Here is a 15,393-nt window from a genome sequence, read left to right as displayed (position 1 = left end):
ATCCCCGCAGGGCGCCGAACGCCTCGGGGCTCCGCTCTCCGACCCCTCGTCACGTTCGGCGTCCGAGGAGACACCCCGGCGCGCGCCCGGCCCCGTCACAACCGGCCCCCGCGCGCCCGGCCCGAGCGGCGCAGCCAACCGGCGCCCGGCCCCGTCACAACCGGCCCCCCCGCCGCATCCCGACCCAAGCAGCGCAGCCACCCCGCGGCGCAGCCAACCCGCGCGGCCGACCCGCACCACCGGCCCCCCGTACCCGGCCCGAGCTGCGCAGCTAACCGGCCGTGCGGAAGGCCGTGGCGCGCACCGTGGTGCCGCAGAGTGCGAACTCCCCGCCGCCCTCGGGCGACACCTGGAGCCCGCCGCCACACACGCCCACCACGATCGAGGGTGCGACGGTCGGCTCGGCGCCGGAGGCACAGTACCCGTCGGCCTCACCGAGCACCGGGGTGAACGTCAGCTGGGTCCAGGCCCGGCCGCCCACCGGCAGCTCCACCGCGCGCGCCTGGCCCTGCGGGACCACGTTCAGGGGCTTGTTGCGGTCCGGCGAACCCTGACCGGCGAGGGCCACCGTGGGGAACCCCTTCAGGGAACACGCCTCCGGGCCTTCGTTGGTCACGGCGACCCGCACCTGGCTGCCGCGGACCTGCTGCGCGTCCGCGCCGAGCTGTGCGCTCGTGCAGGGCGCGGCGGGGGCCCGCCGCACGGCCGCCGGCTGCGCCGCGGCGCCCGGGCCCGCGGCCAGCAACAGGCCGCAGGTCACGGCGCCCGTCGCGATCCAGCGGGTCGCGGTCCTGGCCACGCCCGCATGCGTCGTGCCCTTCATGCGGTCTCCTCGAGGTCCGCAGGACGCCCGCTCACGCCGGGCCACATCTCCACATCTCCTCCCAGCCTCGCACCGGCCCTGTCCGACGGCACCCGCACCGCTCTGACCCGGAGACTAGGAGGCCGGCAGGCCGAGGATCTCGAGGATGCCCTCCGCGTAGGCGGCGGGCCCCGAGCCCGGAGCCGCCGCGAGCTCGCGGCGGAAGCCGGCGGTGCCGGTACGGATGAAGGCGACGCACTGCCCGTGCAGCCCGGCCTCGTGGGTGCCGCCGTCGTCCACCGTGCACAGCAGGGCCAGCAGCGTCCACAGCAGCGCCTCGCGGGTCGCCTGCCGCGGCGGCTGCGCGGACCACACGGCCATCAGTACGGCGCACACCGCCGGAGCCGGCGGTTTCAGGTTCTCCGCGAAGAAGGCATGGCCCTCCAGCGCGTGGAACGCGGCCGGATGTCCCTCGGCGGCATCCCGTACGGCCGCCAGCAGATGGCCCGCCGAACGGCCGCAGCCGCATTCGATCGACTCCCAGTCGCGCCGGGCGATCTCCGCCTCCACCGCGTCCGGAACCAGCGGACTGCGCGACACCGCACCCTGGCGCAGCAGAGCATGCTGCCGCTTCTCGCTCCCCCTCATGGGGCACAGTATGAGCCCACGGCCGACCGCTCTGCGAGGGGGGTCGGAACCGGATCACCAGGGCCGTCGTCTGAGAGCCCGTGTGGATGAAACGAAGAATCCCGGCCCTGCTCCTCGCGCTGCTCGTGACCCAGCTCGGCGCCCTGATCAACCCCGCGTACGCGTGCGGATGCGGGGCCATGGTTCCCGACGGCCAGTCCCGGATCGGCGTCGACCGGGAGACCTCCGTCGTGCGCTGGGACGGCCGCACCGAGCAGATCGTCATGCGGTTCACCGTCGGCGGGGACGCCCACCGGGCCGCCTGGATCATGCCGGTCCCCGGACGCGCCACGGTGGAGCTCGGCGACGGGGACATGTTCGGCGAACTGCGCGACATGACCCGGCCCGAGCGCAAGGCCCGGTACTACTTCTGGCCGCGTGACCGCGACTGGCCCTTCTCCTCCGGCCGGGGTGACCTCGCCGGTGACGCACCCCCGGGCGCCGCCGACGCGGCCGTCGGAGTCGTCGGCCGCGAACAGCTCGGGGACTTCGACGTCGCCCGGCTCACCGCCACCGACCCGAACGCCCTGAAGACCTGGCTGGAGACCAACGGCTTCAAGCTCCCCGACCGGCTCGCCACCGAGGTCCAGCCGTACGTCGACCAGAAGTGGGAGTACGTGGCCGTACGGCTCGCCCCCCGCCAGCAGGGCAAGGTGCTGCGCGGCGAGCTCGACCCGCTGAAGATCCGCTTCGACAGCGACCGGCTGGTCTACCCGATGCGGCTCTCCCGGATGGCGAAGACGCCCCAGTCACTCGGCCTGTACGTGCTGGCCGACCACCGCATGGAACCCGCCTCCCCGATCGGCGGCTCCGCGCCGAAGGTGACCTTCGCGGGGAGCGTGCACCCCGAGGACGGCCCGATCGCCGAACTGGCGGGCGGCAAGCCGGTGTTCCTGACCGCGATCGACCAGGAGTTCCCGGAGCCGGGCCGCATCGACGCCGACCACGAACTGCGCGCCACCGCGAAGGACACCCCGTACCGCCGGGCGGTCTACCACAACGAGCTGCTCACCGTGGGGGACGGCATCCCCGTCTGGCTCCTGACGGTGTCGGCCGTCCTGGTGGCGCTGGCGGGCTCCTTCTTCGCGCTGACCCGCCGCCGTCGCCGGCTCCGCGCGGACCGGGCCGCCTGAACTCCCCCGCGGGGCAGCCCGGTCCGCGTGTGATCAGAGGGGCCGGGGAGGCTGGGTCCGCCAGAACGCGCACTGGTGGTCCTCGCCGAAGGACGAGGTCGTCCGCGTCACCGACGGGTTCAGAGCGAGGACCGTACCGGCGGCGGCGCCGGCCGGCGGCCACGCGGTCTGACCCGACACGACGGGGGCGCCGAAGCGTGCGAAGGCGGCCCAGTAGCGCTTCATCCGGGTGCCGAGCGCGGCCTGGGCCGGGGTCAGCGGGCGCTCGCCCATGGTGAAGTCGTGCAGGTAGGCCAGCTCCGCGCTGTGCGCGTTCGACTCGTCCAGGCCCGGCACCTGTGCCCCCGCGAGCGTCGGCGACTGCGGGTCGTCGAACTCGTAGACGTACGTCGGCACCTGGGACGCGAACAGCTGCGCCGTCCACGCCGTGTGGCAGGCGAACGTCGAGTCCGTCATGACGGCCGACAGCGCCAGGTACGGCGAGCCGTGGGCCGCGACCGGATAGCGGGCGAGCACCTCGGGACCCGCCGCCCCGTAGTCCGCCAGGACCTGCGCGGTGTACTGCTCCGCCGTCAGGTGCGGCTGCGTCAGCGCGACGAAGAAGCGGGCCTCGGAGCGGGTGCTCCCGATCAGCACCGGCACCTTGTTCCACGTGCCGCTTGCGATGGCCTGCGCGGGCGGCAGCGGCAGCAGCCCGTCACCCGATACGGGACCCGGGGTGGGCAGCGTACGGGCCGCCTCGACCAGCGCCGCACCGGAGGCGGCGCGCAGACAGGCGGCCACCTCGCCCGGAACGGAGCAGCCCGCCTGCGCGGCGAAGGACCGCGCCTGACCCTCGGCGCTCGCGCTGTCCGGCGTACGCAGCAGGGTGCACGGACCGCTCTGCAGCACCGCCCGGTGGAACAGGCCCGCGGCGGACGGGGCCGCCAGCAGCGAACAGACGGAACCGCTGCCCGCCGACTGCCCGGAGATCGTCACGTTGCCCGGATTACCGCCGAACGCGGCGATGTTCTGCCGGGTCCACTGCAGCGCGGCGATCTGGTCCATCAGGCCGAAGGAACCGGAGCGCCGGGCGTTGTCCCGGCCCAGCTCGGGCAGGGCCAGGTAACCGAGCTGCCCCAGCCGGTAGTTGATGCTGACCACCACGCTCTGGGTGAGATCGGCCATGGTGCGCCCGCCGAACTGCGTGCCCGTTCCCTGGCTGTACGCGCCCCCGTGCATCCAGAGGACCACCGGGAGCCGGGCGCCGGGGCGGGCGGTCCGGGGCCGGTAGACGTCCAGGTACAGGCAGTCCTCGCTGACGGCCCGCGGATCGGCCAGGCCGAACGGGGAGAACTGCAGGCACGCGGGAGCCTGTTGGGCGGCCTCGCGCACCCCGTTCCACCGCGGCGCCGACTGTGGTGCCCGCAGCCGGGCGTCGCCGACCGGGGGCGCGGCGTAGGGAACACCGAGGAACTCCTGGGCGCCGTCCCGTGACTGACCGCGCAGGCCACCTTGCGCCACGGTGACGACCGGGCGCGGTGAGCCGGCGGCCGATGCCGACGGTGGGGGAGAGGAGGCCGCCGCCGGAAGTGCCGAGGCGATCAGGGTCACGAGTGCGAGGGCCGTGCCGAGCAGGGGTCTTGCCGAAGACAGCCGGTTGCCGGGCCTCTTCATCCGTCCTCCTGGAGTCGAGCGGGGTGCGTGCGTACGGGGCGGGGCGGGGCGGGGCGGGGCGTGACGTGGGGCCGGGGGCGGAGCGTCGGGCGCGCTCCGCCCCCGGCCGGTCCGCGGTCCTACGGACGGAGCCCGGCGATCAGGGCCGAGGTCACGGCGTGGTCCGCCGGTCCGGTGTTCCAGTCGGAGTTCATCGGGCTGACGGCGATCTTGCCGGCGGCCACCGCCTCGATGTCACCGCCCTTGGCGGCGGGCTTCAGGGCCACCTTCACGCCCACCTTCCAGGTGCCGTCACCCGCATCGGTGAAGTCCGGCTCGAGGAAGTTCTGCGGGTCCTGGAAGGTGGTGGCCACACCGGCGGCCGTACCCTTGCCGTCCGCGCCGACGATCGGGTGGTTGACGTTCAGACCGACGCCCTTGGGCAGCAGGGGGCCGGAGCGTGCCCGGACCCGCAGCCGGTCGATCAGCTTGACCGCGAAATCGAGCGTGGGACCCATGGCGTTGACCGTGGTGACCGGGTCGGGCGCGCTCAGGCCGCCGGTGCTCAGCGCGATGGCCGGCACGCCGCTCTCCAGAGCGGCGACGGCGCCGCCGACCGTACCGGAGTGGGTGGCCAGTCCGGCGACGTTCGGGCCGAAGTTGGTGCCGGAGACGACCAGGTCGGGTGCCTTGCCGGCGAACACCTCGGCCAGCCCGAAGGCGACGGAGTCGCCCGGAGTGCCGTCGACGGCCCAGACCTTCGGCTCGGGGTGCTTCACCGCGATGGAGGGGGCGCTCATCATCTTGGTGCCGGTGCCGCTCTGGTTGGTGAGCGGGGCGACGATCGTGACGTCGTGCCCGGCGGCGGTCAGCCGCTCGAAGGCCTTGCGGATGCCGGGCGCGTTGTAGCCGTCGTCGTTGGTGAGCAGGATCCGCAGCGGACCGGCGGGCGCGGCCGCCGGCCCCGCGGCGGGCGCGGTCTGCGGCGCGGCGACGGCGGGTGCGGTGCCGGCCAGGGCCGGCGTGCACAGCATCAGGGCGGCCAGCGGCAGAACTCGCTTGCGTCTCACAGAGTGCTCCTTCAGAGCGGAGGGAGGTGAGGGTGGGCGGAGGCGGTGCTGCCCGGCGGGCGCGCGACCCTCGGCGCGCGCCCGCCGGAGTTCAGGCCGGGCCCGGTCCCGCGGGACGGGTCAGGGGACCCGGGGGAGGGGGCCGGGAGGGGAGGGCCCGGGGAGGGGGCCCGGGTGAGAGGGCCCGGAGGAGGGTCAGCGCACGCTGCGGATCGGGAGGATGGCGAGCGCGCCGATCAGGGAGAGGGCTCCGCCGACCAGGAAGAGCGGGGTGTAGCCGCCCAGCGTGGTGACGACGGCCGAGGCGACGAAGGGGGCGATGATCTGCGGTCCCGCGTTCGCGATGTTGAGGACGCCCATGTCGCGGGCGGCGTCCTCGGCCCTCGGGAGCACCAGGGTGACGAGTGCGGTGTCGACGGCCATGAAGCAGCCGAAGGCGAGGCCGTTCAGGGCGCTGAAGACGAGCATGCCGGTCCAGGTCGGGCTGACCACGGGGACCACCATGACCAGCCCGGCGAGGGCGGCCGATACGCCGACGAACACCTTGCGGCGGTCCAGGCGGTCGGAGAGCAGCCCGCCGAGCACGGTGGAGAGGGCCATCGCGACCATCGACACCGGGGTGAGGATGGCCATCGCGGCGGGCGGGGTGAGTCCGGCGGGCAGCGTGATGTGGTCGTCGAGGATGTACAGCTGGTACCCGACGACGGCGAAGTAGCCGAGGACCATCAGGGCGCGGCCGATGAAGGCCCAGCGGAAGTCGTGGTTGCCCAAGGCGGAGAGGAAGGCGGCCAGTTGGGCGCGCTTGGGCGGGGCCGGCGCCTCGCCGGCGGGCTCGGTGCGCGGGACGTCCCGGCAGAAACCGGTGAGCAGCAGCGCGGATACGGCGACGATCGCGCCGAGGATCAGATAGCCGGTGAGCAGGTGCTCGGCGGTGTTCGAGGCGACGAGCACGCCGACCGTGCCGCCGATGGGCAGACCGAGCCCCACCAGTGCGGACGCGGTGCCGCGACGGGCGGCGGGGACCCGGTCCGGGACGATCGCGGTGACCGCGGCCTGGTAGATGTTCATGGTCGCCTGGATCAGGCACCAGCCGATGCCGACGAGCAGCGCGGTGTTCACGCTGCCGAGCAGGCCCAGGAAGCCGAGCGAGACGAGGCCGCCGCCCAGGATCCAGGGGTTGCGGCGGCCGCTGCGGTCGGAGAGGGCTCCGGCGATCGGGTTGAAGGCGGTGGCGAAGATCGCGCTGATGCCGCCGATCAGTCCGAGGACGGCGACCTTGTCATCGGGGGCGATCGCGGCGATCTGAGTGGGGAGCAGGACGGAGCCGACACCCATGTAGACGGCCATCAGCGCGGAGTTGGCGACCAGCAGCAGGGGCAGCAGGCCCCGCTGACGGACGGGTTCCGGCTTCGGGGGTACGGGTGTATCGACGGCTTCGGGCGTGGCCATGACGACTCCTCGGGGGACGGAGCGGGGAGGTGGCGGTGCGTGGGGGGGAGAGGGGCGCCCCGCGAGCGGAGGCCGGGCGGCGGTGTCACGGGGGTGGGGCGGACGACCGCGGTTTACTTGATGTTGTTACACGTGTCACCAAGTGCGTTGGAGACTGTGTAGCACCCATTTCCGGGCTCCGCCAGGGGCTGCGGCGGGTCGTTGCGCAGATCGTGACCGACGGCGGGGCGGTCATGGGATGACGTGTAACCACCGCGTTGAGGTCACTGCACAGGGCTGATGTGTCGAAAAACCCTCTTGCACTTGTGGCGGCCGTCACGCATCGGCAATACTCCGTGCCGCACCGCGACGACCCCGTCGCGCCGGAGGATGTCCTGCCCCGCACGCGGTTTCGGCGCGACGCCGCAGACCGCACGGCTCCCCACCCGCGCGCCGCGGCAACGCGGCGGGCACGCCCACCAGGCATGGCGGGCCGGCCGGGACCTTGGGCGCCCTCCGGAGTTGTCCGCGCCGATCGCGCCGATCGCGCCGATCGCGCCGATCTCGCCGATGGTCCCGGGCTCGCGAGGCCCGACGGCGCGCCCCTCCCCGGCCACAGCCGGCAGGCGCCCCGGCATGACCCCCGTCGCGACGCCCCCAGCCACCGCTGGGAGCCGCTCCACCGTGCCGCCCCCTCGTCTGCCGCGCGACCCGCGGGCCGGCTGGGAGGTGCCCGACTGTGCCGGCTCCCTTGTCTGCCGTGCGTTCCGTGGGCTGGCTGGGGGGTGACTGACCGTGTTGGCTCTGTTGTCCGCAGTGCGATCCGCGGGGCCGGCTGGAGGGTCTCCGATCGGGTCGATTCCCTTGTCTGCCGCGCGATCCGCGGGCCGGCTGGGAGGTGCCTGACCGTGCCGGCTCCCTTGTTCGCCTTGCGTTCCGTCGGCCGGTTGGGAGGTGCCCGAACGTTTCGGATCCGTTGTGTGCTGTGCGATCCGGGAGAGCGGCTGGGAGGTGTTCAACCGTGCCGTCCCCCTAGTCCGCTGTGCGTTCCGTGGGCTGGCTGGGGGTGCCTGACCGTGCCGGCTCCCTTGTCCGCAGTGCGATCCGCGGGGCCGGCGGGGAGGTGCTGCGCCGGGTCGGCTCCCTCGTTCGCCGCGCGATCCGCGGGACGGGGTCACTCCCGGAGCGCGCCCCGGCCGACAGAACGCCCCTTGGGCCGCACCCCAAGGCGGGGCCCGCCCTTGGCGCATCCCACGTGCGGCCTCCCCACCTCCCTGCTTTCGCGCCCCAGCCTCCCGCTTCCCAGCTCCCGCTTCCCGCTTCCCAGCTCCCGCTTCCCGCTTCCCGCTTCCAGCCTCCCGGCTCCCGCTTCCCGGCTCCCGCTTCCCGGCTCCCGCTTCCCGGCTCCCGCTTCCAGCCTCCCGGCTCCCGCTTCCCGGCTCCGGCCTCCCGCTTCCAGCCTCCCGGCTCCAGCCTCCCGGCTCCCGCTTCCCGCTTCCCGCTTCCCGCTTCCCGGCTCCCGCTTCCCGGCTCCCGGCTCCCGCTTCCCGGCTCCCGCTTCCCACTTCCCGCTTCCCGCTTCCCGGCTCCCGGCTCCAGCCTCCCGGCTCCCGCTTCCCGGCTCCCGGCTCCAGCCTCCCGGCTCCCGCTTCCCGGCTCCCGCTTCCCGCCTCCCGGCTCCCGCCTCTCGGCTCCCGGCTCCCGCCTCTCGGCTCCCGGCTCCCGCCTCTCGGCTCTCGGCTCCCGGCTCCCGCCTCTCGGCTCTCGGCTCCCGGCTCCCGCCTCTCGGCTCTCGGCTCCCGGCTCCCGCCTCTCGGCTCCCGGCTCCCGCCTCTCGGCTCCCGCCTCCCGGCTCCCCGCCCCCGCTCCCCGCCCTCGATTCCCGGCTCTCCGCCTCCGATTCCCGCCTCCCCCCGACTCTCCGGCCCCGCGCCCCGACCCGGCTCCCTGTCCTTCGGTTGCCGCCTCCCCGCTTCCACTCACCTCCGTTCGTCCTCCCGCTTCCTTCCGCTCCCCGCTCTCGTGCTGCTCTCCGTGCGCCCCCACCGCGCGGGGAGGCGGCCGTGAAAGGTTCGCCATGTTCCCCTCGCCGCCCCTCGTGCCGCCGTCCCGGCCGCGCCGTCCGTCGCCTCCGCCCCGGCACCACCTCCCCGCAGCCCCGCCGCGCCACGCGCTCGCCTTCGGGATGGGCCTGCTGTTCCTCGCGTTCCTGGTCGCGCTGCTGGTCCGGATGGACCAGCAGCCCTTCTTCCAGGAGCTCGACGACCGCTGGGCCGCCGCGGTGAACGATTCCGCCGCCGAGGGATCCGGTGGATCGGACGGGTTCGGCGGGTTCGCCCTCTTCCTCGACCGGCTCGGCGGTCCGTTCGGCCTCGTCCTGCCGCTCGCGCTGATCGGCTGCCTCTGCGTCTACGGGCGCTGGCGCTCGGGGCTGTTCGTCCTCACGACAGCCGTGGTCACCAACGTCTTCCTCGTCCTGCCGCTCAAGGCGCTGGCCGACCGCCCGCGCCCGCCGCACCCGTGGGTCCTGGTCAACGACGGTTCGTACCCCTCCGGCCAGGTGTTCACCGCGGTGACGCTGGTGATCGCGGTCGCGGTGGTCGTGTTCCCGCCGCGTGCGCGACGCTGGTGGTGGGTGATCGGGGCCTCGTACGTCCTCGCCATGATGGGGAGCCGTACCTGGCTGCACGCCCAGTGGCTCAGCGACACCTTCGCCGGCGTTCTCCTCGGCGCGGGAGCCTGCCTCGTGCTGTGGCGGGTCTTCGCGCCCTTGCTGGACGTGGAAGCGGAGCGGATGGCCTCGGACAGCCTGTGGATGTGAGGGGCAGCCTCGAGGGGCGTCTCAGAATATTGCGCAGTGTTGACGTGCGTTAAATTCACGCCATAACCTCGCTGTCATCGCGCATCCGGTGCGCCGCGCTCAGGAAGGAACGGCTCATGCCCCACTCCCCAGGTCAGGACCAGACGACGGTGGTGGACCTCCCCGTGGGGCGCCTGCGCGGCGCGACCGAGCGCGGGCTCGCCGTCTTCCGGGCCGTGCCCTACGCCGCACCCCCCGTCGGCGACCTGCGCTGGCGGCCCGCGCGGCCGCACGCCGGCTGGAGCGGCACGAGGGACGCCACCGTCGACGGCCCGAGCGCACCGCAGATGTACGTGGAAGGCGGCGACCCGGTCCTCGGCGGGCACGGGTCGCCGCCGTTCGGCGAGGACTGCCTGACCCTCAACATCTGGACGCCCGCCGCCGACGGCGCTCGCCGTCCGGTACTCGTCTGGATCCACGGCGGCGGCTTCGTGTCCGGCTCCGGCTCGCTGCCCGGCTACTCCGGCGAGACCTTCGCGCGCGACGGCGACCTCGTCGTCGTGAGCATCAACTACCGCATCGGGCCCCTGGGTTACCTCTACACCGGTGAGGAGGGGGAGGAAGGGGGAAGTGGAAACCCCTGGCTCTCCGACCAGCTCGCCGCCCTGCGCTGGGTGAAGGAGAACATCGCCTCCTTCGGCGGCGACCCGGACCTCATCACGGTCGCCGGCCAGTCGGGCGGTGCGGTCTCCACCGCCGCCCTCGCCGGACACCCCGAGACCCAGGGGCTGATCCGGCGGGTGATCCTGCAGAGCCCGCCCTTCGGCCTGGACCTCCCCGACCCCGCCGCCTACGCCGAGCGCACCGCCGCCTACCTGGAGCTGGCCGGCGCCAAGGACCTGGCCGAGCTGCGCACGCTGCCCTGGCAGCAGCTGATCGGGGCGGGCGGCGGGCTCTTCGCGCAGACGATGCGGTGGGGGTACTGGCCGACGCCCTTCCTGCCCGTGATCGACGGGGTCACCCTCCGGACCCACCCGGCGCAGGCGCTGCTCAGCGGAGCGACCGCCGGCATCGACGTCATGATCGGCTGGACGAGGGAGGAGGCCAACTTCGGGTTCGCCCTCGACGAGGGGTACGCCGCCGCCACCCGGGAGCAGGTGACCGACCGGATCGCGGAGACCTTCGGGAGCGAAGCCGCCGCCGAGGTGTACGCGGCGTACGAGCGCGCCCGGCCCGGGGCCCGCCCGGCCGACGTGCTCATGGACCTCATCACGGACGAGCTCTTCCGGGTCCCCGCCGTCCGGCTGGCCGAGGCCAGGGCCGCGGCGGGCAACCCCGTGTGGGCGTACCAGTTCGACCTGCCCACCCCCGCCCACGAGGGCCGGCTCGGCGCCGCGCACTGCCTCGAACTGCCCTTCGTCTTCGACAACTTCGACCAGTGGGCGCACGCGCCCTTCCTGGCCGGACTCGCTCCCGCCGTCCGCGACGGTCTCGCGTACGCCATGCACCGGGCCTGGATCTCCTTCGTCCGCACCGGCGACCCGAACCATCCGGACCTGCCGCACTGGCGGCCGTACGACACGGGCCGGCGCACGACGATGCGCTTCGACTCCGTCGTCACCGCCCTCGACGACCTGGCGGGCGCCTCCCGGCTCCTGCACGGCCCCGCGCGCACGTCTGCGCACACCACCGCTCCCTTGACCTAACTCGTGTAACCTGAAAGGAAGGAGCAAGCAGCGCACAAGGAGCATCGAGGGACGTCATGGCCAAAGACACTCACGTCCCCGCGTCGATCACCAGCGCCGACGTGGCCCGCCTCGCCGGGGTGTCGCGCGCCACGGTCTCCTTCGTCCTCAACGACACCCAGGGCCACCGGGTCAGCGCGAGCACCCGGGCCCGGGTGCTCGACGCGGCGCGGCAGCTCGGCTACGTACCGCACGCCGCCGCCCGGTCCCTGCGCGCCGGCCGCAGCAACCTCGTCCTGATGCCCGCGTCGATCTCCGCGATCGGCCGGCTCGTCAGCGACTGGGTCGACGACCTGCACAGCGAGCTCGACCAGCTCGGCTACACGGCCGTGCTCCACGCGGGCCGCTTCGCCGACCCCGTAGACGCCGCCCGTGCCTGGGCCGAGCTGCGCCCCGCGGCCGTCGTCGCCCTGGACGGCGACCGCTTCACCCCGCAGGCGGCCGAGCTGCTGGGCCGCGCCGGAGTGCGCGGGCTGCTGGCCTTCGCGTCCCACCCCGTCGAGGGCGTGCACACCATCGGCTTCGACCACAGCCACATCGGCGCCGCGGCGGCCGAGCACCTCATCGAGCGCGGCCGGACCAGGATCGGCGTGGTCATGCCCCAGGAGCGGGGCCTCGGCACCCTCGCGCAGCCGCGCCTCGCGGGCGCCGAGTCGGTGGCGGCCCGGCGCATGGCGACCGTCACCCCGGTGGAACTGGCCTATACGCGGGAGTCCGCGAGGGCCCTCGCCCAACGCTGGCCGAGCCTGGGACTGGACGCCGTCTTCACGTACAACGACGAGTACGCGGCCCTGCTGCTGCACGCGCTCCAGGCCGAGGGCATCGTCGTACCCGACGAAGTCGCCCTCGTCGGCTGCGACGACCTCGTCCTCTCCGCACTCCAGCAGCCCGCGCTCACCACGATCCGCCTGGACATGCCGTCGGCGGCACGCATCGCGGACGCCGTGCACGAGCTGATCGAGACGGGGACGGCGACGCCGGTCCCGGCGGTGGAAGCCGTGCTGGTACCCCGCCTGACCTCTTGAACGATGGCCACCGGAGTTGGAGAGCACAAGCGTGCCGGATAACAGGGAGTTGCCGTGCCCCCGAGGCTGAAACTGACGGCGATCACACTGGACTGCGCCGATCCCGAGGCGCTGGCCGCGTTCTACCAGCGCGCCACCGGGCTGGAGCCCCACCCCGCGTCCGACGGTGACTTCGCCGGACTCACCGGCGAGGGCGGGCTCTTCATCGGCTTCCAGCGGGTCGCCGGTCACCGGGCGCCGACCTGGCCGGACCACACCGTTGCGCAACAGGCCCACCTCGACTTCGACGTCGATGACCTCGACGAGGCGGAAGCCCTGCTCCTGGAGCTGGGCGCGACCAAGCCGGAGCACCAACCGGGTGGGCAACGATGGCGTGTCTTCACCGACCCGGCCGGGCACCCCTTCTGCCTGAGCCCTTCCCGGCGTGACCCGGAGGGCAAGTCCTAAGGTCAGGCCGGCTGTTCGGAGGGCACGGTGGCGACGGCGCGCGTTCGGCGTACGCGTTCCCGGGCGAGGGCGGGCTGGAAGAGCCACCAGACCAGCAGGCCGGCGCCGGCGCCCGCGGCGGCGCCGGCCACCGTGTCGGTGAGCCAGTGCGCGTGCAGCCAGGTACGGCTCCACATCATGGCCAGGGTGAAGGCCGCGCCCCCGAACCACCAGGCCCGCCGCCGGGCGGCCGGGACCAGGAGCACGCCGACGGTGACGACGAGGAGCGCCGCCGTGGCCGCGTGGCCGGACGGGAAGGAGCCGTGGTCGACGCGGACCAGGGGGTCGGCCGGCCGCGGCCGGTCCACCAGGTGCTTGAGCCCTTGGACGACGAGCATGTTGCCGCCCAGGTAGCCGACGAGCAGGAAACCGGCCGAGGCCCAGCGCCTGCGGAGGAGCAGCACGGTCAACAGGGTGAGCGGGAGGACGGCGCCGACCGGGCCGCCGAACCAGTTCAGGGCCGTGGCGGCGGCCAGGTACGGCCCCTCGTGGGGGCCGCCCATCCAGACCAGCCAGCGTTCGTCCAGCCCCTGGAAGGGCGGATGCGTGACGTCGGAGCGGACCACGAGGGCCGGTACCACGGCGGCAGCCAGGAGCAGGAGGGCCGCGACGAGGACTGCGCGGTCGCGGCGCGGGGGTGGCGTGGTTCCGGCGCAGCGGGCGGCTGCGCGGGGGCCGTCGGGTCTGTCGTTCGGGGTGATGACCGGAGTGCCGGACATGGCTGTGCCTCTCGCGGCCGCGGGAGTGCCCGCGGCCGTGTGTGCTCTGGGGGGGGGAGGGGAGGAGGGGGAGGGTGAACGCGGGGGGTGCGGCCGGGCCGCACCCCCCGCGGTGGAACGCGTGCGCGGGACCGGCCGTCAGACCCCCGCGCCGAGGTGCCGGGCCAGGAAGGCCACGCTCTCCTCGACGATCGGCGTGATGTCCGGGGCCCCGAGGAAGATGTGGTCGGCGCCGTCCACGGGCTGCAGGACGACCTCGCCCCCGGCGCCCCGCAGGGCCTCGGCGAGGACCTCGCTCTGGCTGTACGGGACCAGGCCGTCCCGGGTCCCGTGCACCAGCAGGAACGGCGGCGGGGTCGAGTCCGCGGCGTACGTCACCGGGCTCGCTGTCCGGGCGGCCTCCGGGTCCTCCGCCACGGAGGCGCCCAGCAGGGCCTCGTAGGGATCGGGGAAGTCCATTCCGGACGGCATGGCCGGCATCGGGTGCGCGGCCAGGGCGACCAGGTCGGAGACGCCGTACCAGTCGACGACCGCGAGGACCCCGGTGTCGCCGGAGCCGATGCCGTGCGTGCCCTCCAGCGCCGCGGCCTGCGGGCTGTGGGGGCCGACGAGCCCGGCGAGCGCCGCCAGGTGGCCGCCCGCGGACTCGCCCCAGACGCCGATCCGGTCCGGGTCGATGCCGAGGGTGTCGGCGAACGTGCGGACGTAGCGGATCGCGGCCTTCACGTCGTGCAGCTGGGCCGGGAACGGCGCTTCGAGGCTGTGCCGGTAGTCGATGGAGACGAGCGCGAGCCCGGCCGCCAGTACCGCCCCGTGCAGGAGGGCTGCGGGCACGGTCGGCGGCGGGTAGCGGCGGTCGCCGTCCAGCCAGCCGCCGCCGTGGATCCAGACGACAGCCGGGAACGGCCCCTCGCCGGCGGGCACCTGGACGTCGAGCAGGCGGGGGCGGTAGCCGGGGGTGGTCGCGTACGTGACCCCGTCGAAGCGGCGCACGCCGTCCGCGCCCGTCACGGGCGGCACGGGGGACTGGTACGGCGGGGGTGGCCAGGTCATGTCGGCGATGTCGAACTCGGCGGGTGGGGATTGCGTCATTGCGGCCCTTCCAATGCGGCGGTCCCGGTGGGAGCGGCGTGCAGGCTTCGCGTCGTATGTCCGAAATGCTTGCGCGAGTCACCGGGGGAGGCGTAGCTTGTTACACGTGTAATCACGACTCTAGCGACGCATTTCCGCTGACTACAAGCCCAGGGGCGATCCGACTTCTGGGCTGTTGCACGAGACACCCCAGTGGACGCGCCGCCTTCCCCCTCCGGGAGCACGTCATGCTCACCACCACCGGCAGTTCCGCCCCGCCCGCGGTCCGGAGCTTCGTCCACTGGGTCGCCGACCCCGTCGCCGCGAGTGTTCCGCAGGTCAGGGCCCGGGTGCGCGCCACGCTCGACGGCTGGCGGGTCCCGTGCGGCGCGGCCGACGTCCTGTTGCTGGCCGTCAGTGAACTCGTCGGCAACGTCGTCCGGCACGCCGGAGTCGGCCGGATGCGGGTCGGGGTGGCCGTCGGTGGGGGCTGGCTCCGGCTGGAGGTCGCGGACCGGGGCGCGGGGCTGCCGCTGCTGCCCGCTCCGCGCGCCGAGATCGATCCCGACTCCGAAGACGGGCGCGGGCTGCTGATCGTGCAGCTGATGACGGCCGAGCTGGGCGGCGAACTCTCCGTCATGGTTCACGAGTTCGGGAAGTCGGTCCGGGTGCGGATACCTGCGGCCTGAGCTGCCGTCGGGCCGTCCGGCGAGGCCGGTGCAGAGATCGGCGCCGAGGCTGCGGCGAGGTCCGCACCTCTCGAATATCGCGAGATGTTGACGGGCGCCAAAT

The 15,393-nt window shown here is 73.9% G+C and carries 13 protein-coding genes; 6 read left to right on the top strand and 7 right to left on the bottom strand.

Annotated elements, in window-relative coordinates; genetic code table 11:
• Nucleotides 1–271: 271 nt before the first annotated feature.
• Both AB0D29_RS33525 and AB0D29_RS33520 read right to left on the bottom strand, forming a co-directional pair.
• Nucleotides 272–823 (bottom strand): DUF4232 domain-containing protein, encoded by a 552-nt coding sequence (locus tag AB0D29_RS33525; protein WP_362859425.1) that lies wholly within the window; start codon nucleotides 821–823, stop codon nucleotides 272–274.
• A gap of 114 nt (nucleotides 824–937) precedes the next feature.
• On the bottom strand, nucleotides 938–1,450 hold the full coding sequence (locus AB0D29_RS33520; protein ID WP_362859423.1) for a hypothetical protein: 513 nt from the start codon (nucleotides 1,448–1,450) through the stop codon (nucleotides 938–940).
• A gap of 86 nt (nucleotides 1,451–1,536) precedes the next feature.
• On the opposite strand from AB0D29_RS33520, the gene AB0D29_RS33515 reads away from it, so the two are divergent.
• A complete protein-coding gene (locus AB0D29_RS33515; RefSeq protein ID WP_362859422.1) occupies nucleotides 1,537–2,622 on the top strand; it encodes a DUF2330 domain-containing protein in 1,086 nt (361 codons plus the stop codon).
• 33 nt (nucleotides 2,623–2,655) lie between these two features.
• On the opposite strand, the gene AB0D29_RS33510 is transcribed toward AB0D29_RS33515, so the two are convergent.
• The 3 genes from AB0D29_RS33510 to AB0D29_RS33500 all read right to left on the bottom strand — a co-directional run bounded on the left by AB0D29_RS33510 (nucleotide 2,656) and on the right by AB0D29_RS33500 (nucleotide 6,776).
• A complete protein-coding gene (locus tag AB0D29_RS33510; RefSeq protein WP_362859420.1) occupies nucleotides 2,656–4,278 on the bottom strand; it encodes a carboxylesterase family protein in 1,623 nt (540 codons plus the stop codon).
• A gap of 119 nt (nucleotides 4,279–4,397) precedes the next feature.
• Nucleotides 4,398–5,327 carry a 5'/3'-nucleotidase SurE gene (gene surE, locus AB0D29_RS33505; protein WP_362859419.1) on the bottom strand — a complete coding sequence of 310 codons (930 nt, stop codon included), beginning with the start codon at nucleotides 5,325–5,327 and terminating at the stop codon, nucleotides 4,398–4,400.
• Nucleotides 5,328–5,522: 195 nt separating this feature from the next.
• Nucleotides 5,523–6,776 (bottom strand): MFS transporter, encoded by a 1,254-nt coding sequence (locus AB0D29_RS33500; protein WP_362859417.1) that lies wholly within the window; start codon nucleotides 6,774–6,776, stop codon nucleotides 5,523–5,525.
• 2,056 nt (nucleotides 6,777–8,832) lie between these two features.
• On the opposite strand from AB0D29_RS33500, the gene AB0D29_RS33495 reads away from it, so the two are divergent.
• From AB0D29_RS33495 to AB0D29_RS33480, 4 genes are all read left to right on the top strand, one after another.
• Entirely contained in the window at nucleotides 8,833–9,576 is a 744-nt protein-coding gene (locus AB0D29_RS33495; RefSeq protein ID WP_362859416.1) for a phosphatase PAP2 family protein, read from the top strand.
• Nucleotides 9,577–9,692: 116 nt separating this feature from the next.
• A complete protein-coding gene (locus AB0D29_RS33490; protein WP_362859414.1) occupies nucleotides 9,693–11,261 on the top strand; it encodes a carboxylesterase family protein in 1,569 nt (522 codons plus the stop codon).
• A 56-nt stretch (nucleotides 11,262–11,317) separates the two neighbouring features.
• Nucleotides 11,318–12,325: a LacI family DNA-binding transcriptional regulator gene (locus AB0D29_RS33485; protein WP_362809351.1), complete on the top strand. Its 1,008-nt coding sequence runs from the start codon at nucleotides 11,318–11,320 to the stop codon at nucleotides 12,323–12,325.
• 54 nt (nucleotides 12,326–12,379) lie between these two features.
• Nucleotides 12,380–12,772 (top strand): VOC family protein, encoded by a 393-nt coding sequence (locus AB0D29_RS33480; protein WP_362859412.1) that lies wholly within the window; start codon nucleotides 12,380–12,382, stop codon nucleotides 12,770–12,772.
• A gap of 2 nt (nucleotides 12,773–12,774) precedes the next feature.
• Here AB0D29_RS33480 and AB0D29_RS33475 read toward each other — a convergent pair whose 3' ends face one another.
• Together AB0D29_RS33475 and AB0D29_RS33470 are read right to left on the bottom strand one after the other, a co-directional pair.
• Nucleotides 12,775–13,530, bottom strand: coding sequence for a phosphatase PAP2 family protein (locus AB0D29_RS33475; protein WP_362859411.1), 756 nt, complete (start codon nucleotides 13,528–13,530; stop codon nucleotides 12,775–12,777).
• A 138-nt stretch (nucleotides 13,531–13,668) separates the two neighbouring features.
• A complete protein-coding gene (locus AB0D29_RS33470; protein WP_362859409.1) occupies nucleotides 13,669–14,622 on the bottom strand; it encodes an alpha/beta hydrolase in 954 nt (317 codons plus the stop codon).
• Nucleotides 14,623–14,849: 227 nt separating this feature from the next.
• Here AB0D29_RS33470 and AB0D29_RS33465 point away from each other — a divergent pair, with 227 nt between their 5' ends.
• A complete protein-coding gene (locus AB0D29_RS33465; RefSeq protein WP_362859407.1) occupies nucleotides 14,850–15,290 on the top strand; it encodes an ATP-binding protein in 441 nt (146 codons plus the stop codon).
• Nucleotides 15,291–15,393 lie beyond the last annotated feature (103 nt).

The sequence above is a fragment of the Streptomyces sp. NPDC048424 genome, assembly GCF_040651555.1.
In the GTDB taxonomy this organism is placed as follows: Bacteria; Actinomycetota; Actinomycetes; order Streptomycetales; family Streptomycetaceae; genus Streptomyces.
The sequence above is the reverse complement of the archived record's forward strand: the minus strand, read 5'-3'. Positions and strand labels throughout refer to the sequence as shown.

Excerpts from the sequence above, each read along its gene's own strand:
- AB0D29_RS33475 (WP_362859411.1), bottom strand. The coding sequence starts at position 13,530 with ATGTCCGGCACTCCGGTCATCACCCCGAACGACAGACCCGACGGCCCC.
- AB0D29_RS33515 (WP_362859422.1), top strand. The coding sequence starts at position 1,537 with ATGAAACGAAGAATCCCGGCCCTGCTCCTCGCGCTGCTCGTGACCCAG.
- AB0D29_RS33510 (WP_362859420.1), bottom strand. The coding sequence starts at position 4,278 with ATGAAGAGGCCCGGCAACCGGCTGTCTTCGGCAAGACCCCTGCTCGGC.
- AB0D29_RS33520 (WP_362859423.1), bottom strand. The coding sequence starts at position 1,450 with ATGAGGGGGAGCGAGAAGCGGCAGCATGCTCTGCTGCGCCAGGGTGCG.
- AB0D29_RS33490 (WP_362859414.1), top strand. The coding sequence starts at position 9,693 with ATGCCCCACTCCCCAGGTCAGGACCAGACGACGGTGGTGGACCTCCCC.
- AB0D29_RS33465 (WP_362859407.1), top strand. The coding sequence starts at position 14,850 with ATGCTCACCACCACCGGCAGTTCCGCCCCGCCCGCGGTCCGGAGCTTC.
- AB0D29_RS33470 (WP_362859409.1), bottom strand. The coding sequence starts at position 14,622 with ATGACGCAATCCCCACCCGCCGAGTTCGACATCGCCGACATGACCTGG.
- AB0D29_RS33500 (WP_362859417.1), bottom strand. The coding sequence starts at position 6,776 with ATGGCCACGCCCGAAGCCGTCGATACACCCGTACCCCCGAAGCCGGAA.
- AB0D29_RS33525 (WP_362859425.1), bottom strand. The coding sequence starts at position 823 with ATGAAGGGCACGACGCATGCGGGCGTGGCCAGGACCGCGACCCGCTGG.
- AB0D29_RS33495 (WP_362859416.1), top strand. The coding sequence starts at position 8,833 with ATGTTCCCCTCGCCGCCCCTCGTGCCGCCGTCCCGGCCGCGCCGTCCG.
- AB0D29_RS33485 (WP_362809351.1), top strand. The coding sequence starts at position 11,318 with ATGGCCAAAGACACTCACGTCCCCGCGTCGATCACCAGCGCCGACGTG.